A 21,763-nucleotide genomic window follows, 5' to 3' on the forward strand; every position below is an offset into this window, starting at 1 on the left:
CTTCACCCAGGCTACAAGGACTAGTTACACATACTCTTATACGCTGCAACCAAACTATTAGGATTTGAAACAGGTAGGTCGGTATCAGCGCTCCACATAATGGTGCCTTTAAGTTGTTTATTCTTGATAAATCGGCATACCTCTTTTACTACCTCGGGAGATTGATAGCCAATAAATTGTTTGGTTGTTGCATTGTAGAGATAAGAACCGGTAATAAATGGGTTATTGTTCTCATCGAAGGCATTGACTCGATAGCTCTTATAATTGAGTTGGTTTACCACTTTATCTACAGATTTATAAGGGAGTAAACCATCTTGTATTGAATACTCAGTGGCAAAATGGCTTGCCCCAGTCCAAGGTTGTTCAAAACCAGGAAGATCAGGATTATCACCAGACGCTACCCCGGAAAATCCTCGGCCATAGGCTGCTAAACCTACTTGCAATTTTTCTTTGGGCATACCGTATGCAAGAACTTGTTCGGTAATCGAGTCTGTTGCATAGTTAATCGCAAACTCATCCTTATGATTGGTCCCCGGTTGCTTTAAATAGGCATGTACAGCGGTATAGGGATCACTACTTTGTGACCAAGGGCCATGTAAATCATAGGTCATTAAATTAACGCTGTCGGCATAATTGGCGATTTGTTTAAACCAGCCGCCATCAACCGATTGATTGATTTTTTCCAAATACTCTTTATTCACCGTGATGGTTACAGAGATATAGGCATCTTTTCCTAAGGTTTGTCGGCTGGCTTTGACTAAATCAAAAAGATGTTTGTAGTCAGCCAGAGTATTTGCATCAGGAGGTAATTGGCCACCTGTTTGCAAATCAATAGGGGGTTCAAAATCATAATCAATTCCCTTTAAATTTTTAAAATGGTTCATCCAGGATTTAAATTGATTTAAAAATTTATCTTGATTGGCGAAGATGGCAGCAAATGTAGCGGTGCTGATTCCTTTATTTTCTACTGTGTTGGCACCACCAATTGCAATGATGCGTTTGGCAGTATATTTATTGGAATGAATAAATGCACCAAAACTGTTGAGTTGTCCCACCCCTTTTTGGTCTGTGTAATTAAATAATTCTTTTTGTCCGGTGTTGCCATTCATTTGTATGGAAGTACATGCACCTTGATTTGCGGTACAAAAATCAAGGAAGTCTTTAGTTTCTGGTGGTAAAGGTGAGATCCAGGAACCTTCCAAAGGCAGCTCACCCCAGAGATCTGCAAAATGCATTAAACCATCCCAGCTGGAGGGGATTTGATATTGAGCCTGGTTGGGGTCTTTGCTATTCCATACTTGTAAAAAACTCCAGGCGACTACATCCGCTTTATTGAATTGAGCGACCATTTCCGGATTGTACACATAAGCTAACTGTCCATAAGGCCGACCTATTTTGTAAGCCCCATCATACTCGTAAGGATTTTGGCCATACATAGACCAATTGGTCGTGTATAAAGTTAAGCTTGCATTTGCTACTACAGGAATTAGGGAAGCAGTAATTGTAGTTAATTGAATAATTTTCTTAAAAAAATTCATTATGTATCTCCAATGAACAGGAAGTTAAATTTTAATCCCGTCAATTGGTCATTGACCACTGTCAATTGTGACAGGGGGATCATAAGACTAATAATTGATATTCTAAGGCCTTGGCCAAGGATTGATATTTATTCTTAGTACCTAATTTTTTATTGATTTTTTGGATATGGAAATTAACAGTTCGTTCACTGATTTCAAGCCGTTGAGATATCTCTTTGACGGAATGTTGTTCCGCAATCAGCAGCAAACATTGAATTTCACGCTGGGTTAAATGAAAAGCTTCTTTCTCACTAATTTGATCGAGAAGATGAGTTTGGATGTAGTGATAGTAGAGATGCGCAGTAACAAAGAAATCATATTGTGCACGGTTATCCTGCAAATTACAGTGCTGATTTTGCATTTGCACCAATAACAAAATGGCAAAATTATTATGTGGACCATGGATAGGGATTGATAAGCCTGCTTCTGCGCCAAACGCAATTGAGTCCTCGCGCATTTTACGTTCTGACTCACTGGCTGCTTGTGCCAATTGCTGTTTTAAATTCCAATAAATTGGTAAATGATTGTTATAAACAAAATTCATTGTACTATCAATATCTTGGTATTGTTCTGCAAGGTAGTGTTGATGCCAGGCTTTGAAATTAGCGGAACACATATCATATTTTAAACGATTGGCTGAATTGGGATGATATGCATAATAAGTAAATGAAAACGTTGTAATCCCTTTTTTATTTAAATAGTAACTCAAGGCAAGATCACAATCAGCAAGTGAGCATGCCTGTACTAATTCATTCTCTAAGGTTACAAGTAAGTCAGTCATACTGATTCATCATTCTAAAAGTTATTATGACAAGCATTATATTTGCTGCAAAAATATAAAGGAAAAAAACAGAATAACCGAGTTGTTGCTCCATCCAGCCACTCAGTGCACCAAAAAACACATAACTTGAGGCCATGATCGAGGTACAAACAGTGTACATGGACATTGGGTAGGCGCTTTTGTTGGCTGCTTCCAACAGATAGCCCATATAGGTTCCATTGGCCAAACCTACAGTGAATTGATTCAATAAAATAACCAGATAAAGTAGGTTATGGTTTGCATTAAAAAGGGGAAACAAAAGATAGAGTGAATGACCAAGGAGCAAGAGTACTGTTACCTTTTTGATACAGAGCTCCAGTTTATAATGAGTAATAAGCCAGCCCGACATAAAAATACCTAACATCAATAGGGTACTTCCAAAAATCCCATAGAGCTCTCCAACTTGATATAAGTTGAGCGCTAATCCCTCTTGATCCAATAAAAATAACGGGATGATTTTTTGCATTTGCGCTTCGGAAAAATTATAGAAAAAAATAAAGAGTAATATAGGATAGATTTTTTTATTAAAGAAAAGCGTTTTAAATATTTGCTGATAGTTGGGGTTAATCGATTCGGTTCGTGAGTCGTTTTCTGGGATTTTCACTTTATGGTAACAGGTCAGCAGAAGCCCTATGACAAATAAGCTGAGAAAAAATATTCGCCATACATTAAATTGATAGTGCAAGGCGAGGCCGCCAATGAGGGCCAATAGGCCTCCTTTAATAAGCAACCTTCCCATTTGATAAAAGAAACTGCGCCAAGCAACGTATCTTTTTTGTTCCTCATTATTTAACAGTAAGTAAATACCATCAGAAACAATATCATGAAGTGAAGAAATAAAGGCAAGACTTGCAAAACCTAATGAACTCAATATTAGAAAATAGGGCGTATCGATGCCAAATGCCATGAACATAAAAAGGAAGCTCAAGGTGGCTTGTGCATAAAGGGTTAATTTTTTTTTGGTGGCACGATCTTCCAAAAAAGGTGTAAATAGCGGTTTAATTGTCCAAGGGATCATAAATAAGCTGGTAAAAAACGCAGCTTGGGTATTGGTCATCCCATATTGTTGAAACATGATGGTTGCGATCAACGTGACGACCACATAGGGTATACTTTGAAAAAAATAGAGACTGGCTATCCATTGATAGTTCTTTGGAGATACTGAGGAAGACACGAGTTAATTCCAATCTATTGTTGCTCATATTGTAACATAATTGGTCACTAATGAAAGATAATCGCTCACAAAATTATGCCTAGCTATGCCCTAGATACTGAAACTTTTTTGGTACTACGCTACGCATAGCACCGATTTTATCTCCAAATCCTTAAGTAGACATTCATTTGACGGGTCTTAGGAGGGCTCTGTTACAGGATAAAATTCGTTATCACACTCTATTTCTATTCTCATTTTGGAAATATAGCTCTCTAAGGATTGGAATTGTTCTTCAGGGTGCTGGTTTAATATTTTCTGTATTCGTTTTGAAACATGGAGCATGTTTTTAGCGTTTATGGATTTGATGGTGTATTGAAAACTCATATTCTCATTAATGTATGAGACCATTTCTTTCATGTTCGCGGGAACTTTTACATCGACGATGGGTTTTGCAGAATATAACTCAAAATAGATGCTTTCTTTCTCTAAATTAGAAACAGCGGGATTAATCAGTCGCGCTAATTTTTGCAGATGTTCAGAGAGATTTGTTTTACACGATTTCGCATCCATTAGCCATGCTGCAAGGGAAAAAGCATTATCTTCCATGTCATACGCTACGTTAGATTGATAAATGTACCCCAAAACTCCTTCCGCTTTTTTTTCGCAAGCCAACATCACATAAGAATGTCCAGGAATATCAATGCGAATAATTTTGGGCAAATCATTTTCGAGTGCCTCAACGAGCGGGGTAAGAGATTCAATTCCCTTTTTTCCCGTTATCATGATATCGCCAGTCATCAGCTTACAAAATGCATTTGCAATATCACCACATCCCACTGGTGCAAAAATAGCTTCGGCTATGGGGGTAGTGAGCAGTCCAGTTCTTTCCATTGTTAAGAGTATTTTGACTGTGGATTCTAAGTCTACTCCGCATATTGCTAAATAAAGTCGAGCATCTGCCACACTATTAAAACGCTTCGCATAGGCACTTAAGACCATTTTTCGAAAGACGTAATCAAAGTTATCTATGGAAAAATAGCCATTGGAAGCGAAAAATGCAGATTTGCTTTGCATGAAAATGGAATAAAGTTGTAAGTTATTATACAATATTGCAACTTTTTGTTATGTGTTGCAAGAATCGATAAACATTATTATGCGTGAAACTAAAACTTATAAATTTTTTACAGAAGTTAATACATTTAAGATCCATGTCCAAGCGATACTTAATCGTCTAAGAAAACAAAATGATCCTAACCATATCGTTTCTGCGATTAATCTGATTCTTGAGGGACAACTCAATAAAGCTGTATCTTCGGCAGAAATTATTACTTTAGATTCTCTTTTGCATCATCCGGAGCACTATATTAAGAATATGGATCCAAAAGCCAAAGAAGCCATTCAATCTGAAATTGAAAAAATTCTAAAGAATTTTATCACTGAATTTAATGAGGATACAATTTGCTCAATCACCGCACCAAGAGTTTGAGAACGGGTGGTCTAAGTTAACGTTGTTGGTGGGTACTGTTTTTCTCAATTATTTTCATCTTCTTCAATCCAGCAGTCGCTAGGACCACCTGGAGGTTTTGGGCGGTTTGGTAATGGCGATGGATGAAATTTTGCTCCGTTTTCATTTTCAGTAAAGTCAATTGCTTCTTTTTTTCGATGTGAATTGATAACTCTGTTTAAGGTATCAATAAGGTTTTGATTTTTAACTAGAAAAAAGAGATCATTATCTTGGACCGTTTCATCTAATTCGCACTTATCCTCTATAAATGAATCTGCATCGATTTTATCGCTGAAGTGAGCAATTTCAGTTTTTTCCTGCACGTTTTCTGGCTTGCTCAGTACCATGAATGGAAGTTGGATGAGATTAAGATCTCCATTGCCCTCTGCATATTTTGCATAAGCTATAGAGACATTTTCATTATTTAACACATGCAATAATTCAGAATCATCGTAGATTCTATAAATAATTTTTTGTTTTTCTTGAGCTGAATTCGCGACCTTTTTAGTAATAAATACATTCATATTTTTTAATTCATCGAACTCAGCAATGAGTTTTTCTTCGCCGCGCGCAAATTGCTTTGTAATTTTATATCGCATCATCAAAGCTCATTAGTTACACAATAAATTATATCATAACTGATCAAAAAGAAGCCTTTGTACTTATGTCTAAACGATTTTAAGTCAACATACTGTAGCCTCATTGCTGTCCTAAGCTTTTTTAATGATCTGCACATAGCTCTTTCCATCATCTCCGGTGACAACGCCATGAATTTCAGTTGCAAAACCTGGTAGTGCTTCTCCTATATCATCCAGCATGAGGAGAAAATCAAGAATCACTTCGCTCTCATCAGTAATTTGTTCTCCTGGCATAATTAAAGGAATACCAGGTGGGTAGGGCAGGATCATTGCAGCAGAGATTTTATCTTTCAATTGGGATAGGGGGATCAATTGTGTTTCTTGCCGAATGAGTTTTTGGTAAGCCTGATGAGGTGTCATGACGATTTGAGGTAATGTATCAAAAGCATGATACATCACTTTGGGTAAATTATGTTTTTGCATTAAACCGTGGATGGTTTTAGCCAAGGATTGAATGGACATCTTTTCATAAAATTCAGGATGTTCTTGATACAACTGAGGGAGTAGGACTTTGACCGGTACATTTTCATCATAAAGTTGTTTAAATTTATTTAAAGCAGCCAATAATGCCATCGATTTTGCGCGAGTAATTCCCAAACTAAATAAAAACAACATGGAATAGGGGCCTGTTTTTTCAACAATAATTCCATGGGATGCGAGAAATTTTTCGACAATGACAGCTGGAATTCCCCAATCATCGAGCTCATCATTTTTGATTCCTGGTAAAAGTACGGTTACCTTCACTGGGTCTAAAAACAAATGGTCTTCGTCTACGTGATGAAAACCATGCCATTTTTCATTGGGTTTTAAGGGAAAACAAGATGATTTTTTTTCTATTGTCGGTTGCCACACGTCAAAATACCAATCGGTACTTTGTTTTTTTAAGCGTTTTACTTCCATGCGAAAGTCTATTGCTAATTCAATCGCTTCATTGATTAAATCATAGCCTTGATTACCGGCCATCATGGCCGCAGAGACTTCACAACTGGCGACAAGAGGGTAAAAAGGAGAAGTACTCATATGCATCATGTAATTGGCATCAAGAATGGCCCCATCGAAAGAGCCTTTAATGTGGATCATCGATGATTGACTGAACGCTGCCAATAATTTGTGGGTTGACTGCGTTTCAAAAATCACTTGATCCTTTTTTGGCGTTAAACTGAGCCCAAATTTTTCAGCGTAAATGGGATGAAAATTGGTGTAGGGAACCCAGGCACTATCAAAATGCAAATGTTTTACCTTGAGCTCGTTTTGAAGATTTTCAACCTTATAAAGTATACCGTCGTAGGTCGAGTTAGTAATGACCGCGTAGGTAGGCCAAGCAGTAGCTTCTGGATGTTCAAGAATTTTATCGTGGATCGCTTGTTCTGTGTATTCTGATTTAGGGATCCCACCTAGAATTCCATAAGTATTTCGTGTTGGTTTTAGATAAATAGGGATCACATCGACCATCATCAAAAAATGGGCGATTGATTTATGACAGTTACGATCAATCACTACGGTATCGCCGGAAGTTGCCGAATACATTCCCACTATTTTATTGGATGTTGATGTGCCATTCGTTACAATTAATGAACGATCACTTTTAAAGATATTGGCTATAAACTGCTCTGCATCACGTTGAGGTCCTGAATGGTCCAGTAAGCTTCCAAGCTCTTCAATTGAAATTGAAAGATCAGCGCGAAAAATATTTTTGCCAAAAAAGTCATAAAATGCGGCACTGGTCGGGTTTTTTTGAAATGCTGTGCCTCCTAAGTGCCCGGGTGTACAAAATGCATAATTCAATTCATGCACGTAATGCATCAGCGCTTTGGTAAATGGAGGTAAAATCTCTTGTTGATATTTTTCGATGGCAAGTAATATGCGTTTAAAATCATCGTGTGCTAAGTTTGCATCATATTGCAAAAAGTCCAGAGCGAGATCAAAGTCACTCAGATTAATGTCAATTGAGGCATGTCTATTCGCCATTGCAAATATAGGTAACAATTTATTATGACTCGAAAAATGATGTAAATCATCAAATCCAAAATCATCCCAATCATAAAGAATAGTAACAATTCGTGGATTTAAACTGCTCACATCATAAGCATCTTTTAATGAAGTACATACAGTGAGCTCATAGTTTCTCTGTGTTAAAAAATCTTCGAGTATACTGATAAAATGCTTTTTGTAATCTTCAATTTGTTGTGCATAGACAATAAGAATATGATTCATTTGCAATCCTTTACATCGATTAGATTCATAAAATCTACTTTAGCTCATGAGAACGCAAATAGTATATTATTTAACGAGCGGTTTTTTATTTAATTCCACATGTTGTCTTAGACCCCAGATCAAAATGGAGCGCTTGTAAGATTTTAGTCTCAACACATCAGAATTAGCTTTAAATAGCCATTTTTTGAGATAAAACCAAGTTTTTTCAGGGTGTGTCGTTTTTTTAATAAAATTGTTTAATTTTTGTACTATAATTTACCGAAAATTGGTTTTAGAACCCGTTGGGTTGTTGTTTATTATACAAAACGAGAAGAGTCAATGCCAAGTGTCTGTATTGTTATGTTGAAATGGTGTTTCTGGCTTTATTTCTACCTCCTCAGATGTATTTCACTCATCTTTCACTTTGCCCACAGTATTCTTATTTTTCTAAAGAGGAAATTACCTATGCGAATTAATAATTTTCGAAAAGATGCCTTTTTTTTAAGAAATTTAAAATCAAAAAATGCTCTATAGATTAAAAGAAGGTATGCTATGACTATTGAACTAATTTTAACTAAAATCCTCCACTATGCGGAAGTCCAACCGGAAAAAATCGCTTTAAAATTTTTCGAGGGAGATTATCTCTCTGAAAAGCAGCTTAATTACCGTGAATTAAAGGAGAAAATTATTGCTTATTCTCAAGTAATTACCAGCTATAGTTTTACGAAACAAAAATCGGCGCGACAACACCCCATTTTATTAATTTTTGATTCGAGCTTGGATTATATCGTTTCATTTTTAGCCACATTACACTCTGGAAATATTGCAGTAACAGCTTATCCTCCTCGGCAAACCCGTCATTTGGAGCGCCTGCTAAAAATAATTGAGGATTCGCAAGTTGAGATGATTTTGACAACCGCAAAAGTTAAAAATTACTGTGATACCAATCATTTCATGTTCCCAAACGCTGATTTAATTTGTGTGGATATGCTCGATGTAGAAAACTCTTTTATTGCCTCTCCATCAATTGCCCAACCGGATGATATTGCCTTTTTGCAATATACCTCGGGTTCTACCGGTTCGCCCAAAGGGGTAATAGTGACCCATAGAAATCTCCATGCTAACCTGAATCTGCTCGTAGAGTACCTAGGAGAAAGTTCAATAAACACCTGTGTTTCCTGGTTACCTATTTTCCATGACATGGGATTAATTGGTAATACCTTATTGCCTTTGTATCGTGGGGGAACATGTGCTTTTATGGCGCCATTAACCTTTCTAAAAAATCCTCTCTTTTGGCTCCAAAAAATTAGCGAAGAGAAGGGAAGTTATACCATGGCTCCTAACTTTGCTTATGATTTATCGATCGATGCCTTGGAAAAAAACGCTTCTTTATATCAAGGACTAGACTTTAGTTCTGTTTGCCATTTGGTTAACGGCGCCGAACCGGTAAAGCCAAACACGGTGAGACGGATTGAAGAAAAGTTGAAAACTTATAATTTGGCACCAGGAACGATGAAGACTGGTTATGGGATGGCCGAAACAACCTTGGTCATTTCCCTCTATAACCAGAATCCTGAGAATCGATTTCTCTTCGTTGATAAAGAAAAATTGAGTGATGGACGAGTTAGGCCTCATTCCATTCAGGGGGAGGCAGTTGAATTAGTACGTTGTGGTAAAGTCTCTAATCATTATTCCCTAAAAATTGTGGATCCGACTACTCGGAAAGAGCTTCCTACACAGGTGGTTGGTGAACTTTGGCTGCAGGCAACTTCTGTTGCTGCAGGTTATTATCGCAATTCAGAAAAAACTGCAGAAGTTTTTAATGCGTTTACTGCTGGTGGTGATGGTCCTTTCTTGAGAACGGGGGATTTAGCCTTTATAGATGAGCAAAATTATTTAGTGATTTGTGGGCGCGTTAAGGATTTAATTATCATTAATGGTCGTAATATTTATCCTCAGGATGTTGAATTAGCCTGTTATCAAGCTGATTCCAATTTAATTCAAAATGGCGCCGCTGCATTTTCCATCGCAGGGACATCTTCAGAAGAATGTGTTGTGGTTGCTGAAGTAAACCGCCATCTTGAGGCAGCAAGATACAGCGAAATTCTAAATAAAATAAAAAAAGCGGTTTTTGAGGCTACCGATGTTGTTCTCTATGATATATTGCTGATTCCTCCTAGAAAAATTCTTAAGACGACCAGCGGCAAAATTCAGCGCAGTGCCTGTAAGCACGCCTACTCTGAGGGACAATTTGATTATCTCGCACGTCTTTTATTGCCCGAAAAGTTCGAAGAAGAGAAAACAAACCCAACAGTAACAATTGAAGATAACAAGGAGATTGTTTCTTGGCTTAAGCAATGGATAGCAAACAATAGCAGCGTTTGTTTTCACGATATTGATGAGCAACGTGCTTTCGCAGAGTTTGGGCTTACTTCCATTAAATTAGTCACGATGGTCAATGAGTTGGAGCAATTTATCCAGCAACCTTTAGATCCCTGGCTTGCCTGGGAGTACTCGACCATTTTCGCCTTAAGCCAGCATATAGTTAAAAAAAATAAGGAAGAGAGTAGATTATTGGAAAAAGATTATGAACCGATCGCGGTCATTGGCATGGATTGTCGTATTCCAGGTTCTCATCAGACTTTAGAAAATGTGGATGAGTTTTGGAAATTCCTGCAAGGTCAAGAGGACAGTATCAGGCCGATTCCAAAAGATCGTTGGGATAATAGGCAGTTTTATGATGCCGATCCCCAGAAAAAAGGGATGATGTACTCTACTGCTGGAAGTTTTTTAACTGAAATTAAACGATTTGATACCAAATTTTTCAATATAGCACCCAGAGAGGCTGAATATTTGGATCCTCAGCAGCGTCTGGCGTTAATGGTGAGTTGGCATGCATTGGAAGATGCCGGTATTGTTCCTGCTGATTTAAGCGGCACACATACGGGTATTTATCTCGGAATCAGTACTCATGATTATGATGCTTTGATTCAAAAGCATGTTCCCTTGGAGGAAATAACTACCTATCAAGCAACAGGAACCAGTTTCTCTACCTCCGCTGGGCGTATCGCTTATTTTTTAGGGACCCATGGACCATGCATGGCAATTGATACTGCGTGCTCCTCTTCATTGGTGAGCATTCATCAAGCCTGTCGTGCCTTGCAAGATGGAGAGTGCGATCTGGCTCTGGCTGGGGGTGTTAATGTAATCCTTTCACCAGAAACCAATATTATTTTTTGTAAAACGGGCATGTTATCACCTAAGAATCGCTGCAGTACTTTTGATAGTGAAGCCGATGGCTATGTTAGAGGAGAAGGCTGCGGGATGGTTGTTTTAAAACGTTTAAAAGATGCTCTTCGCGATCAAAATAAAATTTATGCGGTGGTTCGCAGCAGTGTGGTAAATCAAGATGGGGCGAGCAATGGTTTAACTGCTCCTAATTTACAAGCACAAGTTCAGGTGATGCAAGATGCCATCAAGCTTGCTCATTTAACTCCAGAGCAAATTACTCATATTGAGGCACATGGTACAGGAACGTCATTAGGTGATCCTATTGAATGGGAAAGCATACGACGAGCGTATGCACTTGCACGAAAAACACCACTTTATATTACTTCTTTGAAGACACGAATAGGGCATTTGGAGGCTGCTGCCGGTATTGCGAGTTTTATTAAAACAGTTTTGGCAATTAAATACGGCCAAATCCCAAGTCATCTTCATTTAAAGCAGTTTAATCCCAAAATTACGCCACAAGAGACCATGCATGTCCCCACACAATGTCAAACTTGGCAAATGAGCGAGCGTTATGCCGGTGTCAGTTCTTTTGGTTTTAGTGGCACGAATGCCCATATTATCTTGGAAAATGCCCGATTCTCAGCGCCTCAAATCGAACAAGAAACTTATCCTTATCATCTTTGGGTAGTTAGTGCCCGAGAAGAAATTGCTTTAAAAAATTATTTAGAAACCTATCGCCAATACAGCAAAAACGCACCTGTGGATTTTGCTGCAATGTGCCAACAAGTAATTAGCCAACGCACCCATTTTGCATACCGTGCCTTTATCGTAGCTAAAGATAGGAGCGAGTGGCAGATGAGTTTGGAACAGGGGGAGTGGCAGCAAGGTGAAGTTAGTGACAATAATAAATTAGTATGGCTATTTACCGGTCAAGGGTGCTTACAGCCACAGATGGCGGCCCAACTTTATAAAACATTGCCATTATTTAAACTCATTGTGGATCACTGTTGTTCTATCGCTAATCCTTTGCTTTCCTATGATTTGCACGAAGTTTTACTCAATACCCCCGAGCATATCAATATTAACCATACTCGTTATGCCCAGCCCGCTTTATTTGTCTATGAATATGCGCTGGCCAAATGGTTCCTTTCATTGGGGATTCGTCCGCATGCTTTAATTGGTCATAGCTTGGGAGAATATGTTGCCGCTTGTGTTGCTGAGATCCTGTCTTTGGAAGATGCCCTGCGTTTAGTATGTATTCGTGCAGAGTTGATTGCCTCTCTGCCTGAAGAGGGGGCAATGCTGGCTGTTGCGGTGAACTCCGAAAAAACCGAAAATTTATTGCTGGATTTCCCAGATTTGGTCATTGCAGTAAAGAATAGTCCACAGCAAACTGTTGTTTCAGGCCCTCGTGAGGCGATTGAGGCTTTAAAAAATTATTGCGCAGAAAATAATCTGCGTTGTACCTCTATAGCGACATCTCATGCTTTTCACTCACCACTCATGCAGCCTATTGTGGCTGATTTCTATAAAGAAACCCAGAAAGTAATCTACAATCAACCCAAAATAGCCCTGATTTCCAATGTTACAGGTTTAGAATTGAATCCTGAGGAAATCAATGCGCAATATTGGTGTGAGCACTTGCTAAAAACAGTTAATTTTTATCAAGGGCTCCAAACGTTAATGCAACAGGGGATTAATCTCTATCAGGAAATTGGCCCCAAACCCGTTTTAACGGCACAAATTCAACTCCTTGGGGATTTCACAGTCTTGCCATCGGTTTTGAACGCAGAGAATCCTTGGCCAAGCCTGCTTCAGGTCTTAGGAGTACTTTATTTAAGAGGCTGGAGCATTGATTGGAATGCATTGTATTTGAAGGCATTCTTTCACAAAGAATCGCTGCCTAAATATCCTTTTGCAGGAAAGGATTATTGGTTACCTGCTTTTTCGCAACAGCAAAACACATCGCAGGGGCAGTGGCGAAAAAATTTATATCAGGTGCAATGGGAGGAACTGAATTGGCAGCTGTCTTCTATTTCTTCCACTCAAAAAATTGCTGTCATGGCTCGCACAGAATCAAAAATAGAGCTTTTGAATTTCCTGTTAAAGCAGCATGACATTACCACCGTACGGATTGCTAGAGAAGCACAGGAAGCGACTATTTTAGCACAACTCAAAGACGCGTCTCATTTTATTTATTGCTGTGAAGCTGATGAGGAGGAAGTAATTTCCGAGACTATTTTTCTTGCTCGGATAACGCAATTACTGATTAAAAATAAGGTATATAAATCTTTTATTTTCTTAAATGCTAACTCCTCTGTGGTAGGTACTGCCTTACTTGCTCTGCTTAAATCCATCAAGCAGGAGTATCCCCAGTGGTCCGTCCACTATCGAGAGGGCACTCTAGAAGAGACCGATAAGAATTGGGTTAATATATTGCTTGGTGAGTCGGAAAATGATTGGATTTTACGTTATGAGAATCAACGCTATTATTCGTTAAACATTGTTCCGCTTATGCCTGAGTTAATTTTGGGTAATAAGGTGATTTACCCGGATAATACCTATTTAATTACAGGTGCTTGTGGCGACATAGGTCAAGTTTTAATTGAAGAGCTCCTACAGCAAGGAGTAAAAACAATTGTTGCGGTAGGACGCAGAAAAAAACCTGGAATTTGGTCTCCAGTGATCCAATCGTATCTCAAACATGACGCGCAGATTCACTATTACTGCTGTAATATTGCCGAAGCCAATGAGGTAGAACGATTAATTGGAGCAATTAAAAAACAATTACCTCCATTGGCCAGTGTTATTCACGCTGCTGGAGTCACTATCGATAAACCTTGGCTTGCTATGCAAGAGACGGATATTAGACTTATTCTGGAAGGCAAAGCGCTGGGAGCTTTTAATTTACATCGTGCAACAGCATCATGTGAACTTAAAGAATTTATTTGTATTTCTTCTATAGCTGGTGTTTTAGGAAGTCAGGGGCAAGCGGCCTATGCAACAGCTAATGCTTTTCTCGACGCTTTAACTGATTTACGCCAACAACAGGGGAAACCTAGTTTAAATTGGATACTAGGGCCGGTAAAAAATACGGGTTTATTCAAAAAAAATGAAGAATCATTAACCTCTTACTTGGCTTCATTAGGAATTGCTCCAATTACCCAAGAAGTAATTCGGGCAGTAGTGAAAGAAAAAGTTGGCATAAACAAGGTTATTGTTGCGAATTTTCTTAATGATAATGCCTCTGCAACTCATGAAGAAGCGATGCATACGCAAACATCTTCCAATGGCGCTGCAAATATAACCCCAGCACCGGGTAAAAAAGAGTGTCGTGTAGATGACATTCTCCATATGGTGCAAAAGATATTAAAAGCCGATGATGATAGTTTATCGAGAAGCCATAATTGGTTCGAAGCCGGCATGGATTCGATAATGGCAACCCAATTGGTTCATCAAGTGAATAAAAAATACAAAGACAATATTGTCTCTGTTAAAGATGTATTTCAGTATGCCTCAGCTGAAGAACTGGCCACACAAATTCAAGCAAGGTTAACTGATTACATAGCACAAGAAAACACTTTTCCTACAGCGAACACCATTCCTCTGTCATTACAGCAGCAAGAGGTATGGAATTTTCTTAATCGTTGTCAAGATAAAAGGGCATACCAAATTCCTATGGAAATAAAGATAGAGGGAACTTTATCCCGAGAAAAATTTGAGTATGCTTTAAAACAGACAATGCAGCGTCATGATATTTTCCGATATGGTTTCCACAAAATTTTGCATCAGGTTAACCAACATATTCATCAGGATGTAGCGGTTTGTCTCGAATATAGTGATAATTATGATGCAGGGGAGGTAGCTGAATTTTTGCTTACTCCCATAGATTTGAAGCAGCCACCACTGATACGCAACCGACTCATTCGTGTTAATGAGCAAGAACATCGCTGGCTGATTGTTTTTCATCATTTGATTTGTGATGGTAATACAGTAACTTCTTTCATTCAGGAAGTGATGTCACATTATGATGATCAGCAGTTCGAAGAAAAACCTCCGCAATATAGTGATTATGTGTATTGGCAATGGAATAATGTCCTGGATTTACTTGATGGCAGTCTAAAAGATTATTGGCTGAATTATTTAAAAGATATTCCTTTGAGTGTTCCCTTTGTCTGTGTCACCCATTGTCCTATGGAGGCCCGGGTTATTTCAGCCAGTATACCTCTTGAGAATCTAAATGAGACATTGGAAATTCTTGAAAAAAACAAACTTTCCTTAAGTAACTTCATACTTGCTCATTTATTTGATTTACTCCTTAAGTCTTTTAAGAGAGAAAAGCAAGGTATTGTAGTATTTTTTTCAGGCCGAGAAGATGGCAATTTTACTTCAGTATTCGGTGATACCTCTAGTGATGTGGTCATAGTTTCGCATCAATGCGAGGATATTTTACAGCATGCGCAGGCACTACAAGAGCAAATTTTATCACGAGTCGATAAGCAATATTTACGCATGCCTATGCTCCCGGAAAACGGCCTTGAGTATCCAGAAATTTCTTTTGATTTTCAGCGCGGTGTTCAAATACGAGTGACCAGTTCACAACTTAAGGTTACTGCTGCAAAAAGTGGTAATGTGCAAAATTATTTGTGGGGAGAAATGCCTAGGCTTTTGTCTTTTAAAGCATTGCTTGAACCCTCAGAACTGAAGTTAGCGTTAAAATACCGCGCAGATAAAATAAGAGATAATCTAGCCCAGGCCTTATTAATGCAATGGATGACCCTGATCAGCAACTGCATTCAGAAAAAAAATCAAAAAATTAATGCGCAAAAAGCTAATTTAACCGTCATGAATGCTTCTATTTTACAACAAAATTTATGGCAGTTATTAAAATCGCATCCCAATGGCATGCCTTATTTTATTCCCCTTATTAAAGAGTTAGAGAAGGATGTTGATTTAGCACGATTAGATAAAGCGATGCGCATTTGCATTAGTAAGCACCCAGCCTTGAGAAGCTATTTTACCCCTAAAGAAGAAAAGCTTGAGCTCATTCTCACTAGAAAAGAGGCGCACTTACCTTTAAAGCAAGTAAAAACAAATAAGCTCTATCAAACGCTGGGTGAATTATTGCTAGAGCCTATTGCTATAGATAGTCCTCCCTTATTACGGTGGTATCTTGTTTTATCTGCAGAAGAAAAGCCCATTTTATTAATTAGAATTCATCATCTGGTTTGTGACGGTTTGTCTGCAGAGATTTTTTTTCAGGAACTCGAACACTATTATTTACACTGTGATGAAACAAGCATCATTGAGCAGGACTCAAGCTATTTAAATCATATTGCTGCAGATTATAAAAATTATGAATTAAGACTCAATGATTACACGGATTATTTGGCCTCAGCAAGCCTTACCAGGAAGCAAGATACGTTTTTAGTAAAAGAGACTTATTATGGTGGTGTGGTTTATCAGCAGGTAATGGAAATTTATTCCAAGAGAATAGCTGATTTTTGTCATACCAATAAAATATCTCTTTATACTTTTTATCTCCATCTTTTCTGTGCGAGTATTGCCCAGTATTGGGGTAATAAAGAAGTATATATCAGTATTGTAAAATCGAATCGTACACATTTGGAGCATCATAATATATTGGGTTATTATGCTGATAACATTCCTTTGTTAGTTTCCATTAACGATGACCCTCTTATCTCTCAATTACAGGCTTTGCAAATAAAGATAGTAGAGTTAGTTTCCCGTTTTGAATTTCCATTTTTACTGCAGGATATGACACGAATTAACTACAAACAGCCTCAGTTTATTTTCAATCAGTATTCTTTAATCGATGCCCTGAAATTTAAGTCTGCAGATCATGTGTTTGAGACAATAATTCAGGAAACCAAACAAGTCGCTCTGTGGAATTATTCGAATCCGGAGCGATGTAATTTAATGGTAAGAAGTAGTTCTCAAGGAGACATTCTAGGTTTAATTTATAATCCCATGTTGGTGACTGAGAAAGAAGCTCAAACAATAATGGACATGATGATAAGTGAGCTGATCGCTAGGATAAAAAGCTAGTTAAATCTGCGATAGTAAGGATGAGTCGCATAATTTAAGATTTCCTTATCCCCATTACTGTCGCCATAAGCATAAAGTGTTTTGGGGTTATTGATGCACTCTAGTACACGTCTTAATTTTTCTTGGCCGTTACAGCTTTTACCTCGTAACTTACCTGTAGCCTTACCTTGAGGGTCAAAATCAATTTGTGTAGAGACGATATGATCAAAGCCATTTTGCTTTCCCCAATAATCTACATAAAGGTTATAAGCAGACGTAGCTAAAATGCAATGATGACCTCGTTCTTTATGCCATTTTAACCGTTGTATTGCCGAGTCTTTAATTAATTGCGGCAATATCGAATCGACAAAATTTTCTCCGCTTTGATAGAGAAATTCTTGTGATAAATCTTTTAAAAAATGTGTTGCAATAATGTTGTTTAAACCATCGACATCGATTAAGTGAAGTTTATAGGCTAGTGCATGAGGGACTTTGGGTAAAAATTTCCAGAAAAAGTGTTTTTCCTCAATAAATCTTAAAAAGGGAATGGTGGTATTCTTGTACGTTATGGTGCCATCAAAATCAAAAATGGCTACAGTGTCCACATGATTTATTTGATTATTTTCGTAAGGCGTCATATGTATCGAAAAACATGAGAGTTATTTATTATTAAGTTTAGTAAACTTTATGAAGTTCAATAAAAAGAACCCTTATAAACTTTAAAATAGATTCATCTTTCGTACTCACTTAGTCAAAACAAACACCGTTCTCATCGAATTTGTAATCCAAACTCAGCATTGCAGGAATTATTTTTAGCCTGTCGTCCATGTTATTTGATGCATTATAGATTTTATGTTGTTGTAATTAACTCAAGTCAACATAAATCAAACCATTAAAAGTTGCTGAAATGCAAATATTTCGGTAAGCAAGTAGGTTGGTTCATTTTTGATCTAACAATTTTAAAGTGATTCGCTGAATAAAAAAATGTCCAATAAATTGACCTTATGAAGAGTGGAGGTGCCAGCTGATTATTTTTTTCCTGCTATAATTTTAGTAGCACTGCTGTTTTTAGTGAGTCCAAGCTATGGATTACAACGATTTTAAAGATTGGTTTGAAGCAGTTAAAAAAGCCAATCCTAATTATAAAGAATTAGATAAATTCAATGATATGTTTGACTTAGCAAAGGTTCCATCTTCTGACCTGATTGATGAATTCCTCCAATTCTTGTTACAGGAGTTAGCGCCAGACGTTCTTGATAAGCGAGTTACAATTCCAGAAAATTTAGCTAAACCGAGTAAGGTCGCTATTGAATTTGGAGTTGGAGGTCATTTTTTAGCGACAATGAAAGAGGCAAGAGATGAGGCACGAAATGCACGAATCGCACGAGAACAAGACATAAAAACAACCGGCAACATTGAATATCAAATTAGAATCATTTATGAAAACAGGAAGAAGGCTCTTGAGCAGCAGGAGCAGTTGATGCATAAAGCTTTTATAGAACACGCAGCTTCAAAATTACCCTCAGCAGGAACGAAAATCGAATTAACTCAAGAAGTATTAAATCCTAAACAACCTATTAGACCATTTACTGACGCCTTCATGCATAGACAACAATTCGTAAACTTTGTTGATCAATATGGCTTTAGATTTGATCAGAGTAAAGAGGTCAGCCGACCTGATTTTACTTTATCGGAACACACAGTAGCCGAAAAAAAGGAATACACTTTCAAAGAAGTCAAAGTAGACGATATTATTAATTTCTCAATGAATCTAGCTGAAAAAAGCGAGGGATATAAAAGTGCTTTTGAAACATTCCAGAACGTGCAAATGGATGATTTAAAAAAACAGTGTGTGGTTGGTACTTTACAAGACATTAAAGCATTAATTGAAACCAGTGAATGGCCACTAGGAAAATGGGGAAGCAGTAAAAAAATATATGTAAATGGAGAGCCAAAAGAAATTCCTAATAATCTGTATAAAATCCATGAAAAGATTGGCGATGTTAATCTGGAAAAAGTCGATCACAAAGAGGCATTGAAGATATTAGAGGACGTTATGGAAATAGCACATGCTGCAAAAACAGATAGACCATTTTTCGCCCCAAAATATAGAAAGCGCGATGAAAAGGTACAAAAGGCATATGAAGTTATTGATGAGGAAGCTAGTAATTTATTGAAAAAATAGTAAAGCCTGGTAATTATTTTTGATACACGGACTTATCACCGTATGGATTGATTACAAGAAGTGGTAATTTTCAGCTTATTTCTTATTTATTTATATGATTCGGCCTAAAATATTCCTAATTCTTTGTAGGGGCTCGAACGTAAAAAGCTTCGTAAAAATCCACAAAGCCTATCAAACTAAACTATACTTAGCATGCATAATTGTGCATTTAATGTGCTTATTGATTGAATAATTACAAGGAGCGGTATATGTTATCAAAAAATATTAAAAAAATTACGATGATTATTGTTATGAGCGGTTTTATTTCTAACTCTTTTGCTTGGGGATATCACCGAAGTTATACCGTCTGTCGTGGAGGCAATTGTCACCATACGAGTGTGAATAAAGGTTGCTTTAACGGTCATTGTGGTACCACACGCTATGGATCTACCTGGCATAGATAATTATAACAAGCTGGTTGGATCCTTTTGATCCAACCTTTTAAACTTTATACACATCCACATCATCTTTGAGCTGCTTGGCAATCTCGTCCAAATGATGAATAAATGTCATCATTTCTTTGATGCCGCTCGAAAAAGTGGAGGTTGTGCGATTAATTTCATTCATGCTTTCAACGATTTGCTCGATTCCGACTGCTTCTTGACGAATGGCTACCTCAATGTGTTGACTTGCTATGGAGGCATCATTAATCATTTGGCTCAGTGTTTGAATGATTTTACCTGCATTCTCAATCAATTTTGCTCCTGAATCCAATGTTTTAGTCCCTTCTTCGGTAACAATGACTGCTTTTTCAGTAGCGCGACGAATGTCCTCAAGAATTTTTTGTACTTGTACTGTTGATTGTTCCGATTGTTCGGCTAGATTTCTTACTTCTTTAGCTACTGCTGCAAAACCTTTTCCTGATTCCCCAGCTTTTGATGCTTCAATTGCAGCATTCAATGCCAACATCTTTGATTGTTGTGCCAGAGTATTGACCACTGAGGTGATGTCACCGATTTGTTGGGTGTGGTTGTCTAAATCAAGTATGGTTTGGGCAATGAGCTTCATTTTTTCTTCTGAAGCTCTAATACCCAGAATGCTTTGTTCTACAGACTGTGTACCTAATTTCCCTTGCTCATAAGTATTCTTAGCTACTTCTCGCAGCGTTTGAGCTTTTTCCATGGTTTGTTTTGAGCTTTTATCCATTTCTTCCAGTGAAGCACTGATTTCATTAATAGCGGATGCTTGTGAGGTAATACCTTCTGCTTGTTCCTCTGCAGAAGTAATCACCGTGTTCACCATAGTGACTATGTTCGTACTCACTTCGGTAATATTTCTAGTAATGGATGCCAAACCTTCGGTCATTGAATTTAAATCACGGCCTAAATCGTGCAATATGTCTTCTTTATCGAGTTTAAGTCGCTCTTGAAGATCTCCTGCAGCAACTTTGCTGCTGAATTCGCTAAATTTTTTTGATGAATTGACTAGTTGTTCATATAATTCTCGAGTTTCCACTTCTTTCGCACGTAGAGCCGCATCATTTGCTGCAATTGCTTCTTGCATGGCCTTAAGTGCTATAAACAATTTCCCTAGCCTACCTGTTGAGCGAAGTTGAATTGGAATATTACGCTCACCCGCAGCAATTCGTTTCGCAATATCAATCGCAAAACCCACGGCGCCTAATATCGATTTTTGGGTCACATAAGGGACAATAAGAGTTAAAGCAATGGCTAAAACAAGTAATCCATAAGCCGATTTTTTTAAAGAAGTTAGGCTTTCATTTATTCTAGTTGTACTTTTGTCAATTTCTGATGATATTTCATTAAAAAAACCTCCTATTCTTTTTCCTGCATCAGAAGAATAGGGACCATCAATAATATCAATCATTGCATTTTGAATTTCTTTTGTATTATTTCTACTATTTTCTACATTATTGGGATCATTAGGATCTCTAGGGGCATTGATTATTTTTGCTTGGATTTCATAGAGAGGCCCATACAAGTTTTGAAGTTTGTCCCATTTTTTCTGTAACTCCGTATTATCCAGCTCGGTGGAGTTCATAATCTGATTCCATAGATTTCGGGTTTCATTAATTTCTCTCCATATCCGCGCAAAAGCGTCTTTATCCTGTGGATCTCCCGTCATTGCCCAATGTTCAAGAATATCTTGGGCTTGATAAATTTGGGTATCAAGAATTTGGGGTAAACTTTCGCGATTAATTAATTGGCTCAATTGCATGACGCAATCTATTTTGGGGAGCAATAACATAATTAATATCAATAAAGGCAAACAAAGTGTTGCAAAGCCAATAACTAATCGGCTACGGATAGAAAGAATAAAACCTTCTTTGGGAATCTTGTCCATATCTCACTCCTATTTTCTATAATTCTAGATTTTTTTTACATAAATAGCTCTATTAAAAGTGATAGTTC

The 21,763-nt window shown here is 37.6% G+C and carries 12 protein-coding genes; 4 read left to right on the top strand and 8 right to left on the bottom strand.

Annotation, left to right across the window (positions count from 1 at the left end):
• Nucleotides 1-20: 20 nt before the first annotated feature.
• The 4 genes from OQJ26_RS04285 to OQJ26_RS04300 all read right to left on the bottom strand — a co-directional run bounded on the left by OQJ26_RS04285 (nucleotide 21) and on the right by OQJ26_RS04300 (nucleotide 4,657).
• Nucleotides 21-1,538, bottom strand: coding sequence for a glycosyl hydrolase family 18 protein (locus tag OQJ26_RS04285; RefSeq protein WP_265702723.1), 1,518 nt, complete (start codon nucleotides 1,536-1,538; stop codon nucleotides 21-23).
• Nucleotides 1,539-1,617: 79 nt separating this feature from the next.
• Nucleotides 1,618-2,358, bottom strand: coding sequence for a helix-turn-helix transcriptional regulator (locus OQJ26_RS04290; protein WP_265702724.1), 741 nt, complete (start codon nucleotides 2,356-2,358; stop codon nucleotides 1,618-1,620).
• Nucleotides 2,351-3,571: an MFS transporter gene (locus OQJ26_RS04295; protein WP_265702725.1), complete on the bottom strand. Its 1,221-nt coding sequence runs from the start codon at nucleotides 3,569-3,571 to the stop codon at nucleotides 2,351-2,353. Before OQJ26_RS04295 ends, OQJ26_RS04290 begins: the two co-directional genes overlap by 8 nt.
• 177 nt (nucleotides 3,572-3,748) lie before the next feature.
• On the bottom strand, nucleotides 3,749-4,657 hold the full coding sequence (locus OQJ26_RS04300; RefSeq protein WP_265702727.1) for a hypothetical protein: 909 nt from the start codon (nucleotides 4,655-4,657) through the stop codon (nucleotides 3,749-3,751).
• A 46-nt stretch (nucleotides 4,658-4,703) separates the two neighbouring features.
• Between OQJ26_RS04300 and OQJ26_RS04305 the strand changes: the two genes are divergently transcribed.
• Entirely contained in the window at nucleotides 4,704-5,036 is a 333-nt protein-coding gene (locus OQJ26_RS04305) for a hypothetical protein (protein WP_265702728.1), read from the top strand.
• A 44-nt stretch (nucleotides 5,037-5,080) separates the two neighbouring features.
• Here the strand turns inward: OQJ26_RS04305 and OQJ26_RS04310 are convergent, their stop codons facing one another.
• The gene (locus OQJ26_RS04310) at nucleotides 5,081-5,656 is read right to left on the bottom strand and encodes a hypothetical protein (RefSeq protein WP_265702729.1); all 576 of its coding nucleotides are present in this window, start codon (nucleotides 5,654-5,656) and stop codon (nucleotides 5,081-5,083) included.
• Between the two features lie 108 nt (nucleotides 5,657-5,764).
• The gene (ldcC, locus tag OQJ26_RS04315; RefSeq protein WP_265702730.1) at nucleotides 5,765-7,906 is read right to left on the bottom strand and encodes a lysine decarboxylase LdcC; all 2,142 of its coding nucleotides are present in this window, start codon (nucleotides 7,904-7,906) and stop codon (nucleotides 5,765-5,767) included.
• A gap of 531 nt (nucleotides 7,907-8,437) precedes the next feature.
• Between ldcC and OQJ26_RS04320 the strand changes: the two genes are divergently transcribed.
• Nucleotides 8,438-17,188, top strand: coding sequence for a type I polyketide synthase (locus OQJ26_RS04320; protein ID WP_265702731.1), 8,751 nt, complete (start codon nucleotides 8,438-8,440; stop codon nucleotides 17,186-17,188).
• Here OQJ26_RS04320 and OQJ26_RS04325 read toward each other — a convergent pair.
• Complete coding sequence (locus OQJ26_RS04325) at nucleotides 17,185-17,805, bottom strand: HAD-IB family hydrolase (protein ID WP_265702732.1); 621 nt, start codon at nucleotides 17,803-17,805, stop codon at nucleotides 17,185-17,187. The two genes, OQJ26_RS04320 and OQJ26_RS04325, sit on opposite strands and share 4 nt — an antisense overlap.
• 446 nt (nucleotides 17,806-18,251) lie before the next feature.
• Here OQJ26_RS04325 and OQJ26_RS04330 point away from each other — a divergent pair, with 446 nt between their 5' ends.
• The gene (locus OQJ26_RS04330; protein WP_265702733.1) at nucleotides 18,252-19,352 is read left to right on the top strand and encodes a hypothetical protein; all 1,101 of its coding nucleotides are present in this window, start codon (nucleotides 18,252-18,254) and stop codon (nucleotides 19,350-19,352) included.
• 248 nt (nucleotides 19,353-19,600) lie between these two features.
• Nucleotides 19,601-19,795, top strand: coding sequence for a hypothetical protein (locus OQJ26_RS04335; RefSeq protein WP_265702734.1), 195 nt, complete (start codon nucleotides 19,601-19,603; stop codon nucleotides 19,793-19,795).
• A gap of 37 nt (nucleotides 19,796-19,832) precedes the next feature.
• Here OQJ26_RS04335 and OQJ26_RS04340 read toward each other — a convergent pair whose 3' ends face one another.
• Nucleotides 19,833-21,695, bottom strand: coding sequence for a methyl-accepting chemotaxis protein (locus OQJ26_RS04340; RefSeq protein ID WP_265702735.1), 1,863 nt, complete (start codon nucleotides 21,693-21,695; stop codon nucleotides 19,833-19,835).
• Nucleotides 21,696-21,763 lie beyond the last annotated feature (68 nt).

It is taken from the genome of Legionella sheltonii (assembly GCF_026191355.1).
GTDB lineage: Bacteria > Pseudomonadota > Gammaproteobacteria > Legionellales > Legionellaceae > Legionella > Legionella sheltonii.